Source organism: Flammeovirga sp. SubArs3, assembly GCF_947387565.1.
Classification (GTDB): Bacteria; Bacteroidota; Bacteroidia; order Cytophagales; family Flammeovirgaceae; genus Flammeovirga; species Flammeovirga agarivorans.
In genome coordinates this window covers 1,067,251-1,091,123 of record NZ_CANDOA010000002.1, presented here as the reverse complement: position 1 = coordinate 1,091,123, position 23,873 = coordinate 1,067,251, and the positions used below count along the sequence as shown (strand labels likewise).

The 23,873-nt window shown below is 35.1% G+C and carries 18 protein-coding genes; 9 read left to right on the top strand and 9 right to left on the bottom strand.

Going from position 1 to position 23,873, the window contains the following annotated elements; all coding sequences use genetic code 11:
- Positions 1-125: 125 nt before the first annotated feature.
- Positions 126-2,204 carry an OmpA family protein gene (locus tag QL232_RS08945; RefSeq protein WP_281613855.1) on the bottom strand — a complete coding sequence of 693 codons (2,079 nt, stop codon included), beginning with the start codon at positions 2,202-2,204 and terminating at the stop codon, positions 126-128.
- 303 nt (positions 2,205-2,507) lie between these two features.
- Between QL232_RS08945 and lon the strand changes: the two genes are divergently transcribed.
- Positions 2,508-4,964, top strand: coding sequence for an endopeptidase La (gene lon / locus QL232_RS08940; protein WP_281613854.1), 2,457 nt, complete (start codon positions 2,508-2,510; stop codon positions 4,962-4,964).
- Between the two features lie 245 nt (positions 4,965-5,209).
- Positions 5,210-6,199, top strand: coding sequence for a beta-ketoacyl-ACP synthase III (locus QL232_RS08935; RefSeq protein WP_281613853.1), 990 nt, complete (start codon positions 5,210-5,212; stop codon positions 6,197-6,199).
- 72 nt (positions 6,200-6,271) lie between these two features.
- On the opposite strand, the gene QL232_RS08930 is transcribed toward QL232_RS08935, so the two are convergent.
- Positions 6,272-6,910, bottom strand: coding sequence for a hypothetical protein (locus QL232_RS08930; RefSeq protein ID WP_168881154.1), 639 nt, complete (start codon positions 6,908-6,910; stop codon positions 6,272-6,274).
- A gap of 283 nt (positions 6,911-7,193) precedes the next feature.
- On the opposite strand from QL232_RS08930, the gene gltX reads away from it, so the two are divergent.
- The 7 genes from gltX (at position 7,194) to QL232_RS08895 (ending at position 16,924) form a co-directional block, all read left to right on the top strand.
- Entirely contained in the window at positions 7,194-8,738 is a 1,545-nt protein-coding gene (gltX, locus tag QL232_RS08925) for a glutamate--tRNA ligase (protein WP_281613852.1), read from the top strand.
- 65 nt (positions 8,739-8,803) lie between these two features.
- Entirely contained in the window at positions 8,804-10,513 is a 1,710-nt protein-coding gene (locus tag QL232_RS08920; protein WP_168881152.1) for a glutamine--tRNA ligase/YqeY domain fusion protein, read from the top strand.
- Positions 10,514-10,838: 325 nt separating this feature from the next.
- Positions 10,839-11,021, top strand: coding sequence for a hypothetical protein (locus QL232_RS08915; RefSeq protein ID WP_168881151.1), 183 nt, complete (start codon positions 10,839-10,841; stop codon positions 11,019-11,021).
- A 241-nt stretch (positions 11,022-11,262) separates the two neighbouring features.
- Positions 11,263-14,103: a glycosyl hydrolase family 18 protein gene (locus QL232_RS08910; protein WP_281613851.1), complete on the top strand. Its 2,841-nt coding sequence runs from the start codon at positions 11,263-11,265 to the stop codon at positions 14,101-14,103.
- Between the two features lie 115 nt (positions 14,104-14,218).
- A complete protein-coding gene (locus QL232_RS08905; RefSeq protein WP_281613850.1) occupies positions 14,219-15,328 on the top strand; it encodes a DUF819 family protein in 1,110 nt (369 codons plus the stop codon).
- Between the two features lie 82 nt (positions 15,329-15,410).
- Positions 15,411-16,040, top strand: a complete 630-nt coding sequence (locus QL232_RS08900) for an NAD(P)H-dependent oxidoreductase (RefSeq protein ID WP_281613849.1) — start codon at positions 15,411-15,413, stop codon at positions 16,038-16,040.
- Between the two features lie 239 nt (positions 16,041-16,279).
- Complete coding sequence (locus QL232_RS08895) at positions 16,280-16,924, top strand: hypothetical protein (RefSeq protein WP_281613848.1); 645 nt, start codon at positions 16,280-16,282, stop codon at positions 16,922-16,924.
- A 43-nt stretch (positions 16,925-16,967) separates the two neighbouring features.
- Here the strand turns inward: QL232_RS08895 and QL232_RS08890 are convergent, their stop codons facing one another.
- The 7 genes from QL232_RS08890 to QL232_RS08860 all read right to left on the bottom strand — a co-directional run bounded on the left by QL232_RS08890 (position 16,968) and on the right by QL232_RS08860 (position 23,862).
- A complete protein-coding gene (locus QL232_RS08890; RefSeq protein WP_281613847.1) occupies positions 16,968-18,149 on the bottom strand; it encodes an OsmC family protein in 1,182 nt (393 codons plus the stop codon).
- A 30-nt stretch (positions 18,150-18,179) separates the two neighbouring features.
- Positions 18,180-19,550: an aldehyde dehydrogenase family protein gene (locus QL232_RS08885; protein ID WP_281613846.1), complete on the bottom strand. Its 1,371-nt coding sequence runs from the start codon at positions 19,548-19,550 to the stop codon at positions 18,180-18,182.
- 1 nt (position 19,551) lies between these two features.
- Positions 19,552-20,292, bottom strand: coding sequence for a gamma-glutamyl-gamma-aminobutyrate hydrolase family protein (locus QL232_RS08880; protein WP_281613845.1), 741 nt, complete (start codon positions 20,290-20,292; stop codon positions 19,552-19,554).
- Entirely contained in the window at positions 20,285-21,445 is a 1,161-nt protein-coding gene (locus tag QL232_RS08875) for an iron-containing alcohol dehydrogenase (protein WP_281613844.1), read from the bottom strand. Before QL232_RS08875 ends, QL232_RS08880 begins: the two co-directional genes overlap by 8 nt.
- 2 nt (positions 21,446-21,447) lie before the next feature.
- Positions 21,448-22,806: a glutamine synthetase family protein gene (locus QL232_RS08870; protein WP_281613843.1), complete on the bottom strand. Its 1,359-nt coding sequence runs from the start codon at positions 22,804-22,806 to the stop codon at positions 21,448-21,450.
- Positions 22,807-22,966: 160 nt separating this feature from the next.
- Positions 22,967-23,320 carry a carboxymuconolactone decarboxylase family protein gene (locus QL232_RS08865; protein ID WP_281613842.1) on the bottom strand — a complete coding sequence of 118 codons (354 nt, stop codon included), beginning with the start codon at positions 23,318-23,320 and terminating at the stop codon, positions 22,967-22,969.
- Positions 23,321-23,376: 56 nt separating this feature from the next.
- Complete coding sequence (locus QL232_RS08860; RefSeq protein ID WP_168881140.1) at positions 23,377-23,862, bottom strand: DUF417 family protein; 486 nt, start codon at positions 23,860-23,862, stop codon at positions 23,377-23,379.
- Positions 23,863-23,873: the final 11 nt, after the last annotated feature.

Below are 23,873 nucleotides of genomic sequence, written 5' to 3'. Positions count from 1 at the left end.
AAATTTTAACAGTCGATTAGTATATGATTATTATATGTCTATATGTTCAGATTTTCATCCTTCCTCAAATATGCTTTGTTAGAAGCAAGTTTCCAAAAAATTAAGGAACCATATCAAACTTTATATTAGTCATTTACCGGTACTGAAATGCGGTATTCGTCTAAGAAGATCTTGAATTCTACTCTTCTATTGAGTCGTTTTTCTTCTTCAGTTTCAGGATGAACAACAATAGGATCGTTATCTCCCTTACCATCAGCAATTACTCTATTATCATCCAACTCACCATAGTTAATGATAAACTCTTTGATAGATTCGGCCCTTGCTTTAGATAGCTTTAAATTATCTTCAGATTTACCATCTGAATCGGTGTGGCCTGTGACCACTAATCGGTAATTAATATGCTTCACTAAAAACTCTATCACTAAGTGTAGATTGTTCTCCATCTCTGGTTTTAGTGTTGCACTTCCTGGATCAAAATCAATTGAAGCAAAAGATAATGAGCTATTCACTGAAATAGCAGGAATTTGTACGTGTTTATCACCTTCAACGAAGAAGATTTCCTCAATTTGGAAGAAATTATCTCCTTCAATTACTAATAAATATTTTTTCTCATTTACTAATTCAAAGTCGAATGATCCGTCATCTCGAATTTTCTTTGGTGCTACTTCGACTCTATCTGATAAATCGATAATAGTAACTACCCCTTTAAAAACTTCACCTGTTGTTGGTTCTACCACCCTACCGGAAAACCTTACTGTATTGTTAGGTTTCGCTTCCATTGGTAATGGGAATGACTGAAGGTCTAAGTTTGGGCTTCCTTTTACCGGAGATTTCGCATAATACAATTGCTTGGCGGCAGCGTCGATGGCAAAATAATATTCATCACCAGGTCCGTTTACCAAGGGACCTACATTTTTTGGTTCTGAGAACTCACCATCAATGATAAATGATTTATAAATATCAAAACCACCAAAACTTACTACTCCTATAGATGAGGAGAAATAAAGCACTGGGTATTTTGCATGTGGGTGAGGACTAATCTCACTACCCCTAGAATTTATAAAAGGACCAATATTTCTAGCTTTCCCCCACTGTCCATTACTATCTTTCACACTAAAGTAAATATCACTATTACCAAATCCGCCTTTACGGTCAGAAGCAAAGTATAATGTATCTTCAGTTATTGATAGTGATGGGTGAGAATCCCAAGCGTATGAATTAATTTTGTTGCCAATATTTACAGCTTCTCCCCAAGTTCCATCTTCCTGTTTTTTAGAATAATAGATATCACAATCGCCATATCCATCAGGAGTCATACAACGAATAAAATAAAGTGTATTCCCATCTTTAGATAGATAAGGAGAACCTTCATTATAATTTGTATTGATTTCTTCGAAAGGTTCAGCTATACCCCACATATCAAAATCAGTCTTATGTGAGATATAAATATCTTCGTTAGCATGTTTTGGATTAAACTGCTGATTAAAAGCAGACGTATCTCTTCCACTTCGGTTACTAGTGAAAAGAAGTTCGCTTTCATTTTCACCACCAAGTGTCATTCCATAATCCGAAAATTGTGAATTCACTTCCGGGCCCATATCGATAAGAACATCTTCAGGAGGAGTGAGTGTATCGATTAGTGCTCTTTTTTCTACTAATCTATAATAGTCTTCTATATTGGCATAAAGGGGTTTATCAAAAAGGGCTAATTCCTCATAATGCTGAATTGCTTTTGTTACATCTCCTCTATAATGTCTAAGTACTAATCGGTAAGTTTCTTTCGCTAAAGCTCTATCTCCGAGGTATTCTGACACATTGGCAAGTCTCCACATCAGATCCATATCCTCTTTTTGAAGGAAGTTTTCAATACCAAAAGAAGTCACATATTTATACAGCACTGTTCTGTATTCATCCCACTGCTTATTTCTTTCAAGTCTTGAGATTTGAGCCAACATTCCACCATCCCTGAAGTATTTCACCCTATTAATATTGGGGAACTTAAGTCCAGGTAATTTTACGACACTATTAATCTTAGTCGGTTTAAAATCTGTTAGACTTAAACCGCTTTCAGGCTGTGATTGTTCTTGTTCTGTTTTCTTCTTTTCCTTTCTTGATTTCTTTTTTTGTCCGAAAACAGGAGCAGAAAGAATGATAGTTAAGAGTAATAGTATATATAGGCCTTCTTTTTTGAAGATGATATTCATAGTTTATTTTACAGTCTCAAAAGAAACAAGTATAAAATTTTCGATCAAATTCATGAAAAGAATGAATAAGATTGAAAAAAGATGATCTCTTCTATAAAAAACAACGTTAATACTTGAAAAAAAATATAAAAACGTACCGAAAATTCATCCAAGATGTATTTACAAAGATTAAACCACAATTCTGTCATGTTTGTCAGTAATTCATGAAAATATGTCAGTTTTCTGAATTTGGGTACATTATTGTAACTAAAAATGGACTGAAATAGCTTTTTGTTATTTCAAAATAGATCAGACAAACTCAATATGAGAACAAAAGACACATTAGCCCAAGGGCTATTATCTAATATAAATAATGACGCCATCATCTCTGTTATTTCTGGAGAAGAGGATAAATATAATTTAGATGACATTAGCGAAATTGATGTACCCGTATTGCCTTTACGCAATATGGTATTGTTTCCTAATGTCTTAATACCAATTACAATCGGTAGAGAAAAGTCTTCCAAATTAGTCACTGAAGCTTACGAAAATAAGAAATTCATTGCTTGTATTGCTCAGAAAGATGCTTCAGTAGAAGATCCTTCTGCTAAAGACATGCACAAATTTGGTACTCTTGTACAGATTGTAAAAATATTAGAATTGCCAGATGGTAATTCAACCATTATTGCTCAGAGTAGAAAGAAAATCTCTTTAAAAGAGGTAACTGCTGAAGAGCCTTATATGAAAGCAACTGTTGAAGTTATTGAAGAAGATTTCTCTAAGATCAAAAAGAACGAAGAGATTGCTTTAGAGTCTTCATTAAAAGATGTTGCTTATCAAATCTTAAGTTTAAATAGAGATATCCCTCAAGAAGCATCACATGCTTTAGAAAATATTCAAGGACTTGAGTTTCTAGCCAACTTTATTGCTACCAACATCAATTCAGATGTAAATGAAAAGATGAAGATACTTAAAGTATCAAATGGTAAACTTAAAGTGGAAAAACTACTTAAGTTGATGCAAAAAGAAATTAGTCTTTTAGAGATCAAAAACGAAATCGCGGGTAAAACCAATTTTGACATTGATCAACAGCAAAGAGACTACTATTTGCGTCAGCAAATGAAGGTACTTCAAACTGAACTTGGAGTAGATGGTCCTGATGAAGAAATCGCTGAAATGAAGGCAAAAGCTGAGAAAAAGCAATGGCCTGAAAATATCAAAGAACATTTCTTCAAAGAATTAGCAAAACTTCAGCGTTCAAACCCTGCCGCTGCTGATTTCGCAGTATTGATGAATTACTGTGAATTCTTATTGGATTTACCATGGGATGCAGTTACTGAAGATCACTTTGATTTAAAGAATGCTCAAAAAATTCTTGATAAAGACCACCAAGGCCTAGAGAAAGTAAAAGAGCGTATTTTAGAATATTTAGCTGTATTAAAACTTAAGAAAGATATTAAAGGTCCTATCTTATGTTTATATGGCCCTCCGGGTGTTGGTAAAACTTCATTAGGTAAGTCAATTGCCAAATCTTTAGGTAGAGAATACAACCGTATTTCATTAGGTGGTTTACATGATGAAACTGAGATCAGAGGTCACAGAAAAACTTATGTAGGAGCTATGCCTGGTAAAATTCTCCAAAGTATTAAAAAAGCAGGAGTATCGAACCCTGTATTTATTTTGGATGAGATTGATAAGATTGGCAGCGACTTTAGAGGAGATCCTTCTTCTGCATTCTTGGAAGTACTAGACCCAGAGCAAAACAGTACGTTTGTAGATAACTATTTAGAAGTGGAATATGACCTTTCTAAAGTGTTGTTTATCGCAACGGCAAACTCATTAGATACCATACAACCTGCTTTAAGAGACCGTATGGAAATCATTGAGATTACTGGTTATACTTTTGAAGAAAAAGAAGAAATTGCTAAAAAGCATTTAATTCCTAAGCAAAGAACGGAGCATGGTTTAAAAGCGAAAGATTTCACGTTTTCTGCTAAAGGGCTTAAGTTCTTAATTGAGAATTACACTAGAGAATCTGGTGTTCGTGGACTTGAAAGAACTATCGGTTCTGTCGTTCGTAAAGTTGCAAAGTCTGTAGCTTTAGAAGAAGAGTACCAAAAGAGCATTGGTCCTGATCAAATTATTGAGTATTTAGGTGCTCCTGTATTTGAAAGAGAAACTTATTCTGATAATGAATACGCTGGTGTTGTTACCGGTTTAGCATGGACACAAGTAGGTGGTGAAATTCTATTTATTGAAAGTTCACTTAACCGTGGAAAAGGAAGATTAACACTTTCTGGTCAACTTGGCGATGTTATGAAGGAGTCGGCTACTACTGCTTTCTCATGGCTAAAAGCACATGCTGATAAGTTTGGTATCGACTACAGAATCTTCGAAAATTACGATTTACACATCCACGTTCCTGCAGGTGCTGTACCAAAAGATGGCCCCTCTGCAGGTATTACAATGCTAACTTCAATGGTTTCAATCTTCACACAAAGAAAAGTGAAAGCGAAGATTGCAATGACTGGAGAGATCACATTAAGAGGTAAAGTTCTTCCTGTAGGTGGTATCAAAGAAAAATTATTAGCAGCAAAACGAGCTGGTATTAAGGAGATTATTTTCTCTGAAAGAAACGAAAGAGATGTTAAAGACATCCCTTCAAAATATACAGAAGGTCTTAAGCTTCATTTTGTTAAAGATGCAAAAGAAGTATTAGACATCGCATTATTAAAAACAAAAGTGGAAGATCCTATCAACTTTGACCTTCCAAAGGCGTAGTTTACATTGTTTTTAATAATTCTTCAAAAGGTACAATTTAGAATATTCTACTTTGTACCTTTTTTATTAATGGCAAAAAAGCCCCCTATTAATTATAATTTCTAAATTTATCTCCCTAAATAAATCTAGATTTTTGTTAATCAGATAATTTTATTTGTTTTGTACCGAATTAATAGGGTATTGCTTTACGTATTACTCAATTACACCAAGTATTTACACACAATTATCATAAAAGTTACCAAGATATGAGTCCTATATACGCTGCAATAACAGCTGTTGCCGGATGGGTACCTGAAGACAAACTGACAAACCACGATTTGGAAAAATTAGTGGAAACAAGTGACGAATGGATTACGACCCGCACCGGTATCAAAGAAAGACGTATCTTAAAAGACCAGACTAAAGGAACTTCAACATTAGCAACTCACGCCGTTAACTCTCTTTTAGAGAAAGCTGGAATTAGTGGTTCTGAAATCGATTTAGTCATTTGTGCCACTTCGACACCTGATATGGGATTTATCTCTACAGCGAATTTGGTATGTGATGCAATCGGAAGCAAAGCGATGAGCTTTGATATTTCAGCAGCTTGTTCGGGTTTTATTTATGCTCTAGAAATGGCATCTAACTTTATCAAATCAGGCAACTATAAAAAAATCGTAGTTGTTGGTGCTGATAAAATGTCGTCAGTGATTGATTATAAGGATAGAAATTCTTGTATTCTTTTTGGTGATGGTGCCGCTGCAGTATTGATTGAACCTAGCGAGGAATTTGGAGTTATTGACACAGTAATGCATTCTGATGGGTCCGGAAAAGAGCTACTACATGTGAAAAGAGGGTCAGCATACCCATTCACTAAAGAAGTGGTGACTGAAGAAGGACATTATTTCCATCAAGATGGCAAGTCCGTTTTTAAGCATGCTGTGACTAACATGTCTTCTGCAGCTGCAAGTATTATGGAGCGTAATAGCTTAACCGCCGAAGATGTGGCCTACTTGGTACCGCATCAAGCCAACTTACGTATCATCGATGCTACAGCCAAAAGAATGGGTGTGGAAAGTGACAAAGTTTGTATCAATATTGAGAAATATGGAAACACAACGGGTGCTACTATTCCTTTATGCCTTTGGGATTTCGAGAAAAAATTTAAGAAAGGAGACAATTTAGTATTGGCTGCTTTTGGTGGTGGTTTCACTTGGGGAGCTATCTATCTTAAGTGGGCATATGATGCTAATTAATCGATATTCACCTCATAAAAAAGATGACTCTCAAAAGGGTCATCTTTTTTTATAATGATACTTACCTATCTACTAAACGATTTTATACCCAAAGATCTTATTCACTTCTTCTTTTGGCATATTTCCATTTAGATCTAAGGCTACTTGTTTTTTCTGCTTAAATGGGTGTTTAGAACTTATGCAACTAATATATCTATAAGGGCGATTAACATACAGCTCTCCATCATTTTTTCTTGGATTAAGCCCCACTCGCCTTGACGATGCGATTTGTTCTTGAGGTAAATCATATTCTTTTAAACCGAAATGAATCTCTTGATCTTCTACTCCTCCTAAATGATGAATCACTTCTGAGGCAACATTCAGTGGACCACTTATAAATTGCTTATCTCCTCTTCTTTGTACTCCTCGGATTAAGATTCCTCCATAGAAGTCCATAGTACCAAAAGTAATATCAAGGCCAGCTCCATGAATGTACCACCTACCTAAAGTTTTTTGAGCTTCGTGTTTATGTACATAAGGATCTTGATGTTGATCACTGAAATAATAAAACTCTATTTCTACTAATCTATAATTGTTTATTCCTGCTCTTAAAACAACATCGTTCATCAAGAAGTTGGCTATACTAGTAAATGAGTCTTCAATATGAAATTGGGCAGAAGATTGCTGCAAAGCTTTCACTTCTGAAACAAGTCGGTCGAAAATATGTCCCATATAAATAAATCAGAGAATAATTGTTTGTGGTTATTAAAATTACGTTTGATTCCTTATCACTGTCGATAGCTGACTGTGAATAAATAGTTGATTAGGATAACGGATAAAAGGGAAATTAAATATACAATTTCCAATGATTTCATCCTACAGGAAATAAAAAGATTCTATAATGATCTTAAATCCGTCCATATTCTTAAAAGTTCGCAGTATTATCATAAACTTTTATTGAATGATTTGATTAAGTTTGCAGACTAAGAAAAATAAAAATTTTTACACATATAAAATGGAAAATAAAGTAAGAGTACGTTTTGCTCCGAGCCCAACCGGACCTCTTCATATTGGAGGTGTCCGTACAGCCTTATTTAATTATTTATTCGCTAAACACAATGGTGGCGATTTCTTAGTACGTATCGAAGATACAGACCAGACTCGTTTTGTGGAAGGTGCTGAAAATTATATTAAGGAAAGCTTAGAGTGGGCAGGTATTATTGCCGATGAGGCTCCTTGGAAACCTGGAGAATGTGGACCTTATCGACAGTCTGAGCGTAAAGAAACTTACAAGGAATACGCTGAGAAATTAGTACAAAACGACCTTGCTTATTATGCATTTGATACTCCAGAAGAGTTAGAAGCAATGCGCGAACGCTTAAAGCAAGCAAGAGTAAATACACCACAGTATAACTCTATGACGCGTATGCAAATGACCAACTCATTAACACTAAGTGCTGATGAGGTAAAACAACGTATCGAAAATGGCGATCCTTATGTTATTCGTTTAAAGGTTCCTCGTAAAGAAGAAATCCGTTTAAACGATATGGTTCGTGGTTGGGTAATGGTACATTCTCATACGATCGATGATAAAATCTTAATGAAATCTGACGGCATGCCTACATATCACTTGGCAAATGTTGTTGATGATCATTTAATGGGTATTACACATGTTATTAGAGGTGAAGAGTGGTTACCTTCTGCACCTTTACATGTTTTACTTTATAGATATTTAGGTTGGGAAGATACTATGCCTCGCTTTGCTCACTTACCTCTATTATTAAAACCTGATGGTAATGGTAAGCTAAGTAAACGTGATGGTGATAAAATGGGCTTTGCTGTATTCCCATTAGAATGGAAAGACCCTGCTTCTGGTGAAATCTCAAGAGGCTTTAAACAAGATGGTTACTTAAATGATGCTTTCATCAACTTCTTAGCTTTCTTAGGCTGGAACCCTGGTGATGAAAGAGAATTCTTCACCATGCAAGAACTTATTGATGAGTTCACAATGGAAAGAGTAACAAAAGCAGGTACTCGTTTTGATATCGATAAGGCAAAATGGTATAACCAACAATACCTTAAAGAAAAATCAGATGAAGAATTAGCGTCTTACTTATTAGCTGATATGAAAGCTGATGGTGTTGAGTCTACTCCTGAGAAAGCGGCTTTAGTTGCGAATCAATTAAAAGAGCGTGTTACATTCCCTCATGAGATTTGGAGAGATGGTCGTTTCTTCTACGAAATACCAACAGAATATGATGCTAAAACTGTCAAGAAAAAGTGGAAACCTGAGGGTGTAAGCGTACTTCTTGATTATGCAGAAAGCTTAGAAAGCAAAGATGCATTTACTGCTGATGAAGCAAAAGATGCATTTATGGGAATCTTAGAGAAACACGAAATGCCGCTTGGTAAAGTAATGCCTGCTCTTCGTGTTGCATTATCTGGAAAAGGCGGAGGTCCTGATCTAATGATTATGCAAGAGATTCTTGGTCCAAAAGAAGTGGCCAACCGAATTAAAATTGCTGTTGAAGCAATCAACAAATTAAAAGAAAATAATTAATTACATATCACTAATTAAGGTAGCATCAAGCTATCTTAATTGTGATCTTTAATTTCATTGTAGTGATGGAAGAAAATAAATCAGAGAAAAGATTAGACTTTATCCGTGAGAAAATCACTGATGAGTTAAAATCAGGTAAAAATGGAGGGAAATTATTATTCCGTTTTCCACCTGAACCAAATGGCTATCTTCATATTGGTCATGCCAAGTCTATTTGTTTAAACTTTGGTCTTTCAAAAGATTTTGAAGGTGCTGGCACAAACTTACGTTTTGATGATACCAACCCAACAAAAGAAGACCAAGAATATGTTGATGCAATTAAGAAAGATATTGAATGGTTAGGCTATGAATGGGCAGGTGAGCCTAAATTCACATCCGATTACTTTGATCAATTATACGATTGGGCAATCCAACTTATCAAGGATGGTAAAGCCTATGTTGATGATCAAACTGCTGATGTAATTGCTTCGCAAAAAGGTACTCCTACTACTCCTGGTACAAACTCTCCATTTAGAGATCGTTCTGTAGAAGAAAACTTGGAGTTGTTCGAAGGTATGAAGGAAGGCAAATTTGAGGAAGGCTCAAGAGTACTTAGAGCAAAAATCGATATGGCCAATTCTAACATGCACCTACGTGACCCATTCTTATATAGAATCATCAAAAAAGCTCACCACAGAACAGGTGATAAATGGTGTATCTATCCTATGTACGATTGGGCTCATGGTCAATCTGATTATATTGAAGGTATTACAAACTCATTATGTACTACAGAGTTTGAAGTTCACAGACCTCTTTATAACTGGTTCTTAGATCAAATTGCCACTTCTGATCGTATTCGTCCAGAACAAACAGAATTTTCAAGATTAAACTTGAACTACACTGTAATGTCTAAGCGTAAACTATTACAATTAGTTGAAGAAGGTGTAGTTAACGGATGGGACGATCCAAGGATGCCAACAATTTCTGGTTTAAGAAGAAGAGGTTATACACCTGCTTCTATCAGAAACTTTGCTGAAACAGTAGGTATTACTAAGCGTGATAATGTCATTGATGTGTCATTGCTTGAGTTTGCTGTTCGTGAAGACCTTAACAAGACTGCTCCAAGAGTAATGGCTGTTTTAGACCCGATTAAACTTGTAATTGATAATTACGAAGAAGGGAAAACAGAATGGCTAGAGGCTGAGAATAATCCTGAAGATGAAAATTCAGGTTCTCGTCAGTTACCATTCTCTAAAGAACTTTACATCGAGAGAGAAGACTTTAAAGAATCTGCTAATCGTAAATTCTTCAGACTTACTTTAGGTAAAGAAGTACGTTTAAAGAATGCTTATATCATCAAAGGAGAAAGCTGCGTAAAAGATGCGGATGGGAATATTACAGAAATTCACTGTACATATGACCCTCTATCAAGATCTGGAAGTGGTACAGAAGAATCGAAACGTAAAGTAAAAGGTACTTTGCACTGGGTATCAGCTGAGCATGCCATTGATGCGAAAGTAAACCTATATGATCGTTTATTCTCTGATGAAGCTCCTGATGCTCGTAAGGACCCTGAAACAAAAGAAAGTATTGATTTCAAAACTTTCTTAAACCCAGATTCTTTACAAGTAATTGAAGGATGTAAAGTAGAGCCTTCATTAAAAGAAAATAATGCAGGAGATAACTTCCAATTCCAACGCTTAGGTTACTTTATTTTAGATCAAGAATCTACAACAGATAACATGATCTTTAATAAAACTGTAGGATTGAAAGATTCTTGGGCAAAGAAAAAGTAACTCCAAATAAGAGTTTAAATATTGGGCTGTTCTATTCAAATATAGAGCAGCCTTTTTTATTAAAAAAATTTTCTAGTTGAAAATATTCGATTCTATTTTCTTATGATTACATAGATTACCAAACATAGCGCAACCGATTTAAATGTTAATAATTCAACTTTTTCACTTAAATAATATTTTAATGTATTTTTTGATGACGACCGTCATCAAATTTAATTTTATTACATTATGATTAACAAGCATTACCCTTTATTAATACCCAAATTGAAATAAACCACCGTTATTTGTAATTGATCATCATGTCAAAATAAATTACTGTAGAACTATGAAAGAACAACATTCAAAAAATAATGTTGATTCACTAGTTGAGCAAATCAATTCTAACATCGCCTCCAGTAAGGAGATAGAGACAAGTATTGAGAAGCTTGAGGTGAAGAAAAAAGCGATTTACAATAAAGTAAATGCTTTGAGGATGTTTATTCAGAGAAGAAAGCTTGAAATGGAATAAAAATATACCTTTGTACCCCTATCTATTACCTTTTAGAATACAAAAAACTACTATTTTCAATTCCCTGTACCCTAGCCATCTATTCTCATCTTAGACTTTGTACCCCTTGCTTTATGGTCTTGTACCACTAATTGCACCCCTTAAAAGTTCGCATTTATAGTTTTTAAGTACGTTGATTGTAAAACCTTCAGTCAGACAAACGTGACATATATTTTTTACAAAACAACACTTAAAACTAGTTATGAGGTTAAGACATTTACTCTTAGTGACGGTGTGCCTTTTTATGTCCTTTTCATTCGGATGGGCAACACCTTACGAAAACGCTACTACAATTTCAACATGTGATGGTATACCTACTTGGGATAATACTGCCACGTATGCAACTAATGGCACACAGGTTGTTTATAATGGTGTCCTATACCGTAACAAATGGTGGACTAAAGGAGATACACCAGGTTCACAGTGGGGACCTTGGGAAGAGCTTGGCGTTTGTGATGCTAATCAGGCTCCAAGTATTTCAATTACATCTCCTTCGAACAACGCATCATTTATATTAGAGGAAACTTCTTCGATACAGATCAATACCACTTCCTCAGATAATGATGGTACTATTGCTTCAGTATCAATTAGTGTTGATGGAAATTCATTTAATAATGAAACTGCAGCTTGGACTCCTTCTAGCGCTGGAACATTTACAATTACTGCTACTGCTACAGATGACCAAGGAAGTACTTCTTCGACCTCAGTTGATGTAATTATCACATCTAATCAACCTGTAGCTCCTACAGTTAGTATTAATTCTCCTTCAGATCAAGAAGTAATTCAACAAACTATACTTTCTTCAATTTCAATCTCTATCAGTGCTTCTGATGTAGATGGCACAATTACTTCACAAAGTATTGAAGTAGATGGACAAACATTTACTACATCCAATGCTGAGTGGACACCTTCTGCTTTTGGTTCTTACACTATTAACGCCTCTGTTACTGACAATGATGGTTTAACAGCTACTTCATCTGTAGTTGTTACAGTAGAAGAAAAAGTAGATAGTGGCTGTAGTGCAAATGAATATGCTTCTTACCCAACAGTATACAGTATCGGAGATGTAGTGGTTTACAATGGAGATTTATATGAAGCATTATATGATAACCTTTATAATGTAACTCCTGGTGAAGCGGATCATTTCTGGAAACCTTTGGGTCCATGTGTTGATACTAATGAAGCACCAGTTATATCTGTTAGTAACCAATCTAGCATAGGTCTAATTCCTGTTCAACTAACGGCTAGTATTATTGACAACGAAAATGACCCTATCTCTGCTACATTCGAAATTGATGGTAAGACATTAGCAGCTGTACAAAACAACGCTAATTTCACTGCAGAATGGACGCCAGCTACATATGGAAGTTATAATGTTACAGTAAATGCAAATGATGGAAAAAAATCATCAAGCAATAGTTTTACTTTAACTGTTGAAGAACCAACAGGACCACAAAACCCTGTAATTACATCATTCAGTCCTGCTGATGGTAGTATCATAAAACAGACGTCATTAAGTCCTGTGAATATTGAAGTAAATGCTTCTGATATTGATGGATCAATTACAGGTTACTTAATTGAAGTAGATGGTCAAACTTTTACTACTTCAACTGCATCATGGACACCTTCTGGTTTCGGAAATTACTCCATTTCAATTACTGTAACAGATAATGAAAATCTTACAACAAGTGTTAGTTCTTCTATTACGATCCAAGAGAACTTAGCGTTTACAGATAAAGTATTAGTTGGATACTGGCACAACTGGGATTTAGCGAGTGTACCTTATATCCGATTAAAAGATGTCGACGATCGTTACAATGTGATTTGTATTGCATTTGCAGAACCAAAGATTAGAGATATTGACAACACTATGATCTTTGACCCAATTGATATCAATAACTTCCAAAATGAACCAAGTGATGTTTCAAGAGCGGAATTTAAACAAGACGTACAATACCTACAAAGCTTAGGTAAGAAGATATTACTATCTCTTGGAGGAGCAAATGGAGTTGTTCATTTAGATAATGAAGAAGAACAACAGAAGTTTGTAACATCTATGATTGGTCTTTGTGAAACTTACGGTTTCGATGGAGTGGATATTGACTTAGAAGGTTCATCACTTACATTAGATGCAGGTGACAATGATTTCAGAAACCCAACTACTCCAAGAGTACTCAATTTTATTGAAGGTATGCAAGCAATAAAAGCTCACTTTGGTCCTTCATTCTTACTAACATCTGCACCAGAAACAGCTTATGTACAAGGAGGTCAGACTGCATATGGTGGTTCTTGGGGTGGTTATTTACCAATATTACATACACTAAGAGATCAATTAGATTATGTTCATGTGCAGCTTTATAACACAGGTTCTCTAGGTGCTTTAGATGGAAAAGCCTACACTCAAGGTTCAGCAGACTTTATTGTCGCAATGACAGAAATGCTTTTACAAGGATTTGAAACGAAAAGTGTAGCTGGTTTCTTCCCTGCCTTTAGAGAAGATCAAGTTGCTATTGGTTTACCTGCCAATAAGCCAGCTGCTCCTGCCGGAGGTTATACTGCACCAGCTGAAGTTCAAAAAGCACTAAACTATTTGGTCAATGGTGTTTCATTTGGAGGCGATTATACCTTAGTAAAAAGTGAAGGTTACCCAGAGTTAAGAGGAATGATGACATGGTCAATCAACTGGGATAAAACAACAGCTTATGAATATGCGGCATCGTATGATTCTTTCTTTGGTGCTTCAAATTCAAGAAAGTTGGTTAAAAAAGGATTAGCCTCACAACTTACCAGCAATATCGGCAATGCTTATCCGAACCCTTTCCATCATGATTTGAAATTCGATGTTACACTTCAAGAGAATGACTTTATCGATTTCTATGTATATGATGTACAAGGAAATATTTTAGAACACAAAGTTAACGAATATACAAATAGCGGAAATTACACACTAAGTATCGACACCCAAAACTTAACTAGTGGACTCTTTCTTATAAAAGTTAACACTAAGGATCAAGAAAAAATCTTTAGAGTTATTAGAAAGTAATCAAAATATATCACATTTATCATCTTAAAAAGTTACCTCCTTGAGGTGACTTTTTTTCGTTTTAACACCTCCTAATATTTATTACCTTTGGTCTTCGCTAAATTAATTAACAGCTATGATACAAGCATTAGTTATGCTAATCGCTCCTATTATCTTAACTATTGGAGCTAGAAAATTTACTTGGATTGAAAAAATTGGTACTGTTATTCTTGCTTATGCAACAGGTATTATCATGGGTAATTCTTTTATAGAAATTGATACCCAAGTTTCAAAATCACTTGTTGAAGCAGCTGTGCCTTTATCAATAGGTCTTTTATTAATATCATCAGATATAAAAAAATGGGCAGTAGAAGCTAGAAAAACTATACTTTCATTTGTGCTATGTCTTATCGCTATTACAATAGGGGCAACAGTTGCCTATACTTTATTCAATAATCAATTAGATGAAATCAATAAGTTGGCAGGTATGTCTATTGGATTATATATTGGAGGCACACCCAATATGTCAGCTATAGGCCTAGCCTTACAAGCTAATGATGAATCATTTATATTAATGAATACTGCCGATATGGTTCTTGGAGGGCTATGGATGCTATTCTTGTTATCCATCGCTCAAAAAGTATTTGGGTTTATATTACCTCCTTTTTCAGAAAGTAAAGAAAGTGATGACCTTGAAAAGGTGGAGGCATTAAAAGGCCCCAATCCAAAAAGTATTGCCTATAGTATTGGGGTGACACTCCTCATATTAGGCGTATGTGTTGGTATTTCGATTTTGCTATTCGATAAAATGGATGAAATATTTATCATTCTTGGAGTAACTACCGTGAGTTTAGCTGTTTCATTCAATCAAAAAATTAGAAATATAAGAGGAAGTTTTTTAGTGGGGGAATATTTTGTTCTACTCTTTTGTATTGGATTGGGTAGCCTTTCCAATTTCCAAGAACTATTAAATAGTGGATCACTATATATTGGTTTCACCGGTGTAGTGATGTTTACAGGAATTATCATTCATCTAATTCTAGCAAAAATCTTCAAAATAGATACTGACACTTTTATTATTACTTCCACAGCATGTTTATATGGACCTGCTTTTGTTGGACCAATCGCTAATTCATTAAAAAATAAAAAGGTAATTTTATCAGGAATGACAGCAGGAACTTTAGGTTATGCTGTTGCTAATTATTGGGGAATATTATTTGCTGAAATAATTGGAAAATTGTTCTGATAGAATCCATTTTTTCTTGAAGATCACAAAACTTTTAATTATCATTACAACATTATTTGTTTAAACACATATTTAACTCAAAATGGACTTAATTGAATCACTAAATTGGAGATATGCAACAAAGAAATTTGATGCATCAAAAAAAATCGATCAAGCTACAGTAGATACTATCTTAGAAGCTGGTAACCTATCTGCTTCATCATATGGTTTACAACCTTGGAAATTAGTATTAGTAGAAACTCCAGAACTTAGACAAAAATTAGTAGAGCATGCTTGGGGACAACAACAAGTAGCAGATGCTTCTCACCTAATTGTTATTGCTAGAGATGCTGACTTAACTGCAGAAGACGTTGAAGCTTTTGTAAAAAATGTAGCCACTACAAGAGAATTACCAGAAGAAGCTTTAGCAGATTACAAAGGTATGATGCTAAATACGGTAAATACTCTTCCTGCAGAGGCTAAAGATGTTTGGGTAAGTAAGCAAGCTTATATTGTTTTAGGAAATCTACTTGCTGCATGTGCACAATTAGGAGTAGATTCTACTCCTATGGAAGGATTTGTTCCTGAGAAGTTTGATGAAGTTTTAGGCTTAGATAAGCATGGCTTAAAATCAACAGTTATTCTTCCAATCGGTTATAGAGCAGAGGATGATGCCTACCAACATCTTGCGAAAGTAAGAAAAGATATCAACGAAGTAGTTGTAAAATTATAAGACTAAAAAACTCCTACCATTTGAAATTGGTAGGAGTTTTGTATTTTTAGGTGAACCATTACAGTGAAATTAAGATTCTTTCTGTTTTATAAACTTACCCATAATTAACTTTGTAATGGTATTAATAAAGAACACCTATTTTTATTATCACCTTGAAAAGATTTTATTTTATACTATTACTGCTAACTTGCCTTTATTCAAAGTCCACACACTCTCAAAGTTTAGTGGGCATTTCTACCATGGGTGTTTCAAGCACTGGGCAATTCTCAAATTATACATCACAAAATTTCCAATGGGGACTAGGAGCATACTTTATACAGCAAGTACAAAACTCACCTATTCTAATTGGCATTGATATTAACTACGCTGTTATCGACAGACAACAACATGTTGATCAACAAAATCATTTCGAACATTCGTCTTCTTCCAACTCTTTAAATATATCTGCGATTACAAGAATTTCTCCTTTCAAGGCTTCTTTTATTCGTCCCTATTTGGACATTAAAGTGGGGTGGAGAAGAATTGAAAATATAAGTGATTTCAGATTTAATCTAGTAGATATTCCTCCACATAAGGAAGTTATTACCAATCAAGACAATGGCTTAGGATATACCATAGGAATTGGAGCAGCTGTCTCATTGAATACTAAGTGTTCTATTAACTTAGGATGCAACTTCAATGGTTCATCACAAATGAACTACCTAAATAACCAAAACATAGGAAATAAAACAGATCCGACACAAGGTTGGGATGACTACTGGCAAAGTCTATTAGATGATGGTTTTGAAGATCACATCGTGTCAACTCCAATCAACTACTTTAGTCCATATATTCAGTTTGTATTTCAAATTGGTGGAGGACCTAGCACAAAAAATAATTTATAAAAAAAGCTCCAATAATACTTTAAAAATTATTGGAGCTTTTGCTTTACTCTTCTACCCACTTGGTAGTTATGATTGGATTATTTTCTAATGTTCTATGTACCGGACACTTATTAGCAATTTCAAGTAATCTTTCTCTTTGTTGATCAGTAAGGTCCCCTTTCACCTGAATTGCTCTTTCTAATTTATCCAGCTTAGCAGTTCTTTTATTCGTTTCATTCGCATCTTTCAAATATTCATTTTCATGATTTAAATGAACAGTCACTTCTTCCAATGGCCACTTCTTATGATTCGCATACATACGTAAAGTCATTGCAGTACATGCTCCTAGGCCTGCCAATAAAAATTGATATGGATTCGGACCCAAGTCTTTTCCTCCATCTTCAATAGGTTCATCAGCAATTTGATGATGTATCCCCGCTTTTACTTCTGTAACGTATTTTGTTGTACCAATACGCACTGCCGTTTGATGTTGGGTTACTAAAGGGTTTTCCTTCACCATTTCCACATACCTTGCCGACCAAGAACCAATCATGTCCCCTGTATAATAAGCATTATCCACATTGGTAAGAAAGTGATCAGCCCCATCTAAAGAAATAAAACTCTTAGGGTGAAAAGATAGCTTATAAATTTTCTCTGCATTATTAATATCAACGATATTATCCTGAGGGGAATGAAATACCAATATCGGAAGTTTCATTTTATGAATTGCCTCCTTCACACTGGCGAATGTTAATTGATCAATCAGTGATTCTTTTACTCCAAAAGTATTTTCACCCAAAGTAACCTCAGCTAAATCTTTTCTCTTTCTCTCTACTAATTTTGTGATGCTTTTTGCTTTTGCAATAGCACTAATAGTCACTACAGCCTCAATACTCGCAATTCTATTAGCCACTAATATACTAGCCAAACCTGCTAATGAGTGACCAATAATCATTTGAGGTGATCTATAATTTTTCTCTAAATATTCTGCAGCATCTAATAAATCTTCCAAGGCTGCATGGTATTGAAAATCAGTATCTGCTCCTGTAAAATCTAAGGTAAATACAGCAATTCCCTTTTGGTTTAATGCTCTAACTGTACTATCTACAGCCGCTGTATGTGAAATTAAATTAAAACAATGTGCAAAAATTGCATATGCTTTTGGTCTTTCATCTGCAGGTAACGATAAACCCGCAGTGATGCTTTCGCCACTTCGATTATTGAAGTTGATAATTGTTGATGACATAATTTTATAATGAGTTATCTATTTTTCAAATCATGTGGGGTTTCTCCACTGATAAGCTTTAGGTTGTGTAAAGGTACGTATTCCTTGTGAAGATAAAGTTGACCCAAGTCCTGAATTTTTTCTTCCTGACCAAGGAACATTAGGACTTACCCGATCACAGCAATTCCAATATACAGTACCTGTATTCATCTGTGATAAGATATTATCTGCTCTTTCCTTACTCGTAGAAAAAACTGCAGCAGTTAATCCATAATTAGTATCAGACATGAGTTCAATGGCTTCTTCATCTGAAGATACTTTTTGGATGCCAATCACAGGACCAAAAGATTCTTCTTTCATTATCAACATATCATGATTTGTATTTTTAAATATGGTCGGCAAAAAGTAATAACCTTCGCCTTCAGGTTGATTTCCTCCCAACAGTAGGTTTGCTCCTTTATGTAATGCATCAACCACTTGCTTTTCCAACACTGTTAATTGCTCTTTTCGTGTTAATGGACCTATAAAGGTTTCCCTATCCTGAGGGTCCCCCACTTTATAACTTTTAACCTCCTCTACAAAAGCATCTACAAATTCATCATATATATTTTCCTGAACATAAATTCTCTCCACAGCACAACAACTCTGACCATTATTATAGAAAGCTCCTTCTGCCGCATTGATCGCCGCCTGACGTATATCTTGCACATCATCCATAACATATAAAGGATCTTTGCCTCCAAGTTCTAATTGAATAGGTACAAGCTTTTGGAAAGTTTTAAATGCTACATGCAACCCTACTTTATATGATCCGGTAAAGAAATAACCATTAAGATCATTTTGGAGGATAAACTCTCCTACTTTGGGACCTCCAATCATACAATGAAAAACATCTTCTGGTAAACCTGCTTTGTATAAATACTCTTGAATTTTTAGTCCGGTAAGAGTTGCAAATTCTGATGGTTTATAAGCTACAGCATTACCTGCAACTAAAGCATACAGGAAGACATTATATCCTACATTATATGGAAAATTCCAAGCTGAAATGTTGGCAACAACCCCTAAAGGCTCGTAAACAATCTTTTCATAAGTTCCTTCTAAATCTTCGATAATCTCTTCTTGTAAATATTTCAGAGCATCTCTTTTTAAATGTTCTATTCTATTATTTGCTCCCTTAATTTCATTGATAGACTGTTGAATTGGCTTTCCTGTTTCTTCTGTTAATGTATTTGCTAATTCTTCAATGTTCTCCTGTACCAATTCTCCAAACTTGACAATTACTGCTAACCTTTCTTCTAAAGAAATTTTAGCCCATGCCTTTTGCCCTATTCTTAAATGGTCTAACTTATCTGATAAAATATCTCTTGTATCTTCTTGAACGGTCGCGATAACCATTCCATTTGATGGGTTAAATATATCCATGTTAATCGTATATGTGAGTTAGAAATGCCTTATATAAAGGCTGTGGGTTAATTATTTTGTCTCCAAGTGTTTTTGAAAATTCTGGATGCCATTGTACACCCATTACTTTCCCTTTAGGTTTATTTGGGTCCCCAAATGCTTCAATAATACCATCATCTGAAGTTGCCCATATTTGAAGTCCATCACCTAATTTTTTAATAGATTGATGATGGACAGTATTGACGAATTGTTGTTTTTCTGATGGATAGATTTCCTTTAGAAAGTTGTTTTCTAATATATTTATTGGATGATAAATCGTATCATATTTTTCAGCAGAACGATGCTCTTTCACCCCTTCTCTTTGAGTGATTGTATCTTGGTAAAGACTACCTCCGTAATAGATATTCAATAATTGAAAACCTCTACAAATACCAAAAATCGATTTCCCTTTTTTTATCATATAATCGATAACGTAGAGTTCAAATTGATCTCTGTATGCATCTCCCAACCATGGGCCAATCGGTTGTTCTCCATACGTTTCAGGAGCTACATCTGATCCTCCATGAAGTATTACTCCATCTAATTTATCCAAGACCTTATTCAATAGTTTTTTATCTATATCTGGAATTACTATTGGCAAAACCCCTTCTTGAGCGACATATTCCATCATGTTGTTTTCCACATATGTCAATGACTTCGGGCCAAATGTAGATCGGCTCATATCTGGATAAAAGAAGCATGGTGTAATACCGATCTTAATCATACGATAATGCTTTTTTATACAATTGAACAAAGTCCTCTTCTGTAACTTCCTTAGGATTACATGGTAAACAGAAATCTTGTTTAGCTAATCTAGCCAACTCTGGAATATGTTCCTCTTTCACTCCAACTTGAGATAAGTTTTGCGGTAACCCCAATTGCTCATTGAGAACCATTACACTATCCACTAAGTTTTTTCCTTGATTCCCTCCTAACCCCATCGTATATGCCATTACATTGAATTTCCCTTCAAATCCAACGTAGTTGTATTCCATACCAATTGGTAAACAAATAGCATTAGCAAGCCCATGATGCATGTCTAACAAACTTGATAATGGATGAGCCATACTATGCACCATACCTAGTCCTTTTTGAAATGCTACAGCTCCCATTAATGAACCTATCAGCATCTTTGACCTTGAAAACAGATCGGGTTCTTTGGTAGCTTGTACGATGGATTGTGCTAACAACTTCAGTCCTTGTAAAGCGATACCATCACACATTGGATTAAAACCTCGAGATAGGTAAGCTTCAATATTATGAGTAATTGCATCCATGCCTGTTGCTGCTGTTACAAAAGCAGGTAAATCTAACGTTAGGGTTGGATCTGCAAAAACTATTTTGGCTAACAAACTTGGTGAAAATAGTATCTTTTTCTGTTTTGTTATATCATCTGAGATTATTGCTGATCTACCAACTTCACTACCAGTACCAGCGGTTGTAGGTATAGTAATAAAATGCGGTATCTCTTCTGTTACGTATTTATCACCACCAATTAGATCATCGTAATCAAATAAATCTCTGTGATGATTGATACTTAATGCAATTGCTCTAGCAACATCCATGGCTACGCCTCCTCCGATACCGATGACTCCATCACTGATGCTATTCTGATAATTCTTTTTTCCTTTCAACACATCCGATTTTACCGGATTTTTGTGCATCTCATTAAAAACAGAAGGAGAAATTCCTTGTCTTTCAAGATCAGAAATCACTTTAGAGAAAAAAGGAAGTTCAGATATTATCGCATCTGTAACAATTAAGGGGCGGAATATATTGTTTTCCTTTAGATACGGTCCAAGTTCATTAATAACCCCTACACCAAAACGGATTTTTGTAGGAAAATTATAGGTATAAGTAGAATGTATATCTAACATGATTATATGATTTCAAAATAACGTTTCGTTTCCCAATCTGTTACTGTATTCATAAACCTTCTCCATTCCCATTCTCTAGACAGGGTGAAATGTTCTACAAACTCTTCCCCAAATAGTTCTTTTGGTAGTTCATGATTTTTCATTGCTTGCGTCGCGTCCCAAAGATTAGCGGGCAGTGTTCCATACTGGGTTTCTTTATAGCCATTGCCAATCGTTTGAGGAGTATCAAGTGATAATTTGTTTTCGATACCGTATAGTCCTGCTGCTAAACAAGCAGACATTGCCAGATATGGATTAACATCTGATCCCACTACTCTAGTTTCTAACCTTGAAGACTTCTCTCCATGTGGCAATGCTCTAAGAGCAGTCGTTCTATTATCAACAGCCCAAGTTAATGTTGTTGGAGCCCACGCCCCTTCTACAAGTCTTTTATAACTATTTATTGTAGGTGCAAGCATTGGTAATATGAAAGGCAGGCAAAACAACTGACCAGCCATATAATGTTCCATTGTTTTGCTAATATTATCTTTATTTGAAACGTCAAAGAAGAGGTTTTTCTTTACTTCAGCATCCCATAAACTCTGATGGATATGTCCACTACACCCCGGTAATTCCATATTTTGTTTGGCCATAAAACTAGCTACCACCCCATGTTTATAAGCAATCTCTTTTACTGATGTTTTGAATAAAGTCGCTCTATCTGCAGCTTCAACGATATTGGTATATTGTATGGCAGCTTCAAAGACACCTGGTCCAGTCTCAGTATGTAGTCCTTCTAATGGAATATTAAAGTCTTCCAATAAATCAAAAAGGTCATGAAAAAACTCACTATTCTCTGAAGATCGGAGAATTGAATAGCCAAACATCCCTTCAGTTAGAGGTGTTACTTTCTTAAAATCTTTTTCGTAAAGCTCTGATGACGATTGACGATAATTAAACCATTCAAATTCTTGAGAAAAAACTGGTGAAAAGCCTAGTTCTAAAGCTTTTGCCTGAATACGTTTCAATAACGCTCTAGGACCAACAGTTTCCTCGTCTTTATTTTCTCGACTAAAATCAGCTAGAAAAAAAGGAGTTTCATTCTCCCATGGGATTTGTCTGAATGTTGTCACATCGATTCTTGCAGGCATGTCCGGATAACCTGTATGCCAACCTGTAACTTTAACATTATCGTAGGATTCATCGACCATATCCCAACCAAATACAACATCACAAAAGCCAAAACCAGATTCTAAAGCTGATATAAACTTTTTGATATGCATGTACTTTCCTCTTAAAACACCGTCGATATCAACAATAGCTACCTTTACTTTATTGTGCCTGCTATCTTCTAGTAAATCTATTACTTCTTGTTTAGTCATTTAGGGTTAGTTTTGGGTGATTTTATTGTAGTTTCAGCTGAGAGAAGTAATGGTCTTTCATCCAATCACTTCGATCATAGTAATAAATTAAGAGTTTTTAGGCAGAAAAAAAAGAGGCATTCATGACGAATACCTCTTCTTAATATCAATAGATACAATATTATTGATTTTCTTTTTCTTCAAACAAAGCTTCTAAATATTCAACAGCTCTTCTTAAGTGTGGGATCACTATTGTTCCTCCAACAACGTTTGTTACAGCCATTCCTTCTATTACTTGTTCTTTTGTATATCCTAACTCAATACATTTCTCAAGGTGGTATTTTACGCAGTCATCACAACGTAAAACTAGAGAAGTAGTTAAACCTATCATCTCTTTAGTTTTTGCATCCAACGCACCATCTTGATAAGTAACGGTATCCAAGCTATAGATACGTTTAATTACTTTATCCGCATTCTCAAGCACTTTCTCGTTTTGAGCAGCTCTACGGTCTCTATATTCTTTGAGAAGATCCATTTATCTCTAATACTTATTTTTATTTACCTTGATAAAAGTATTCCCACAAAATAATTTTATGAGAATTGATATTTAGTGTCAACTACTTTTGATTGTTTTTGTTCTAAAGCAGCGTATGATTCTCCGAAACTCCACACAGAAAAACCTAAAAGTAGTAGATCTTTAAGTATAAAACCGTTTGGAACATACATACCGTCCACTAATTTAAACATCCCTGGAGTTGTGGCTAAAAATGATAATGTGGCTACAAAAGTAACGATTCCTACAAAACTTCCAACTACACTTGCCCAAGGAGAGAATGGTCTGGCAGCAATAGCTATTGCAGTAATGATTTCAACAGTTCCAATCATATTAGATACTTGCTGAATGGTCATAAATGACAACATCCAACTAAACAAAGGACTGTTTTCGATAAGGTCTAAAATCGCTTGTGCTTCAGCATTGGTAAATTTAAAGATACCGTACCAAAGTAAAATCAATACGAGTCCGTATCGGGAAATTTCGATCCCGACATTTTGGGTTAGTCTAGAAATGTTTTTCATGATAATGGTGT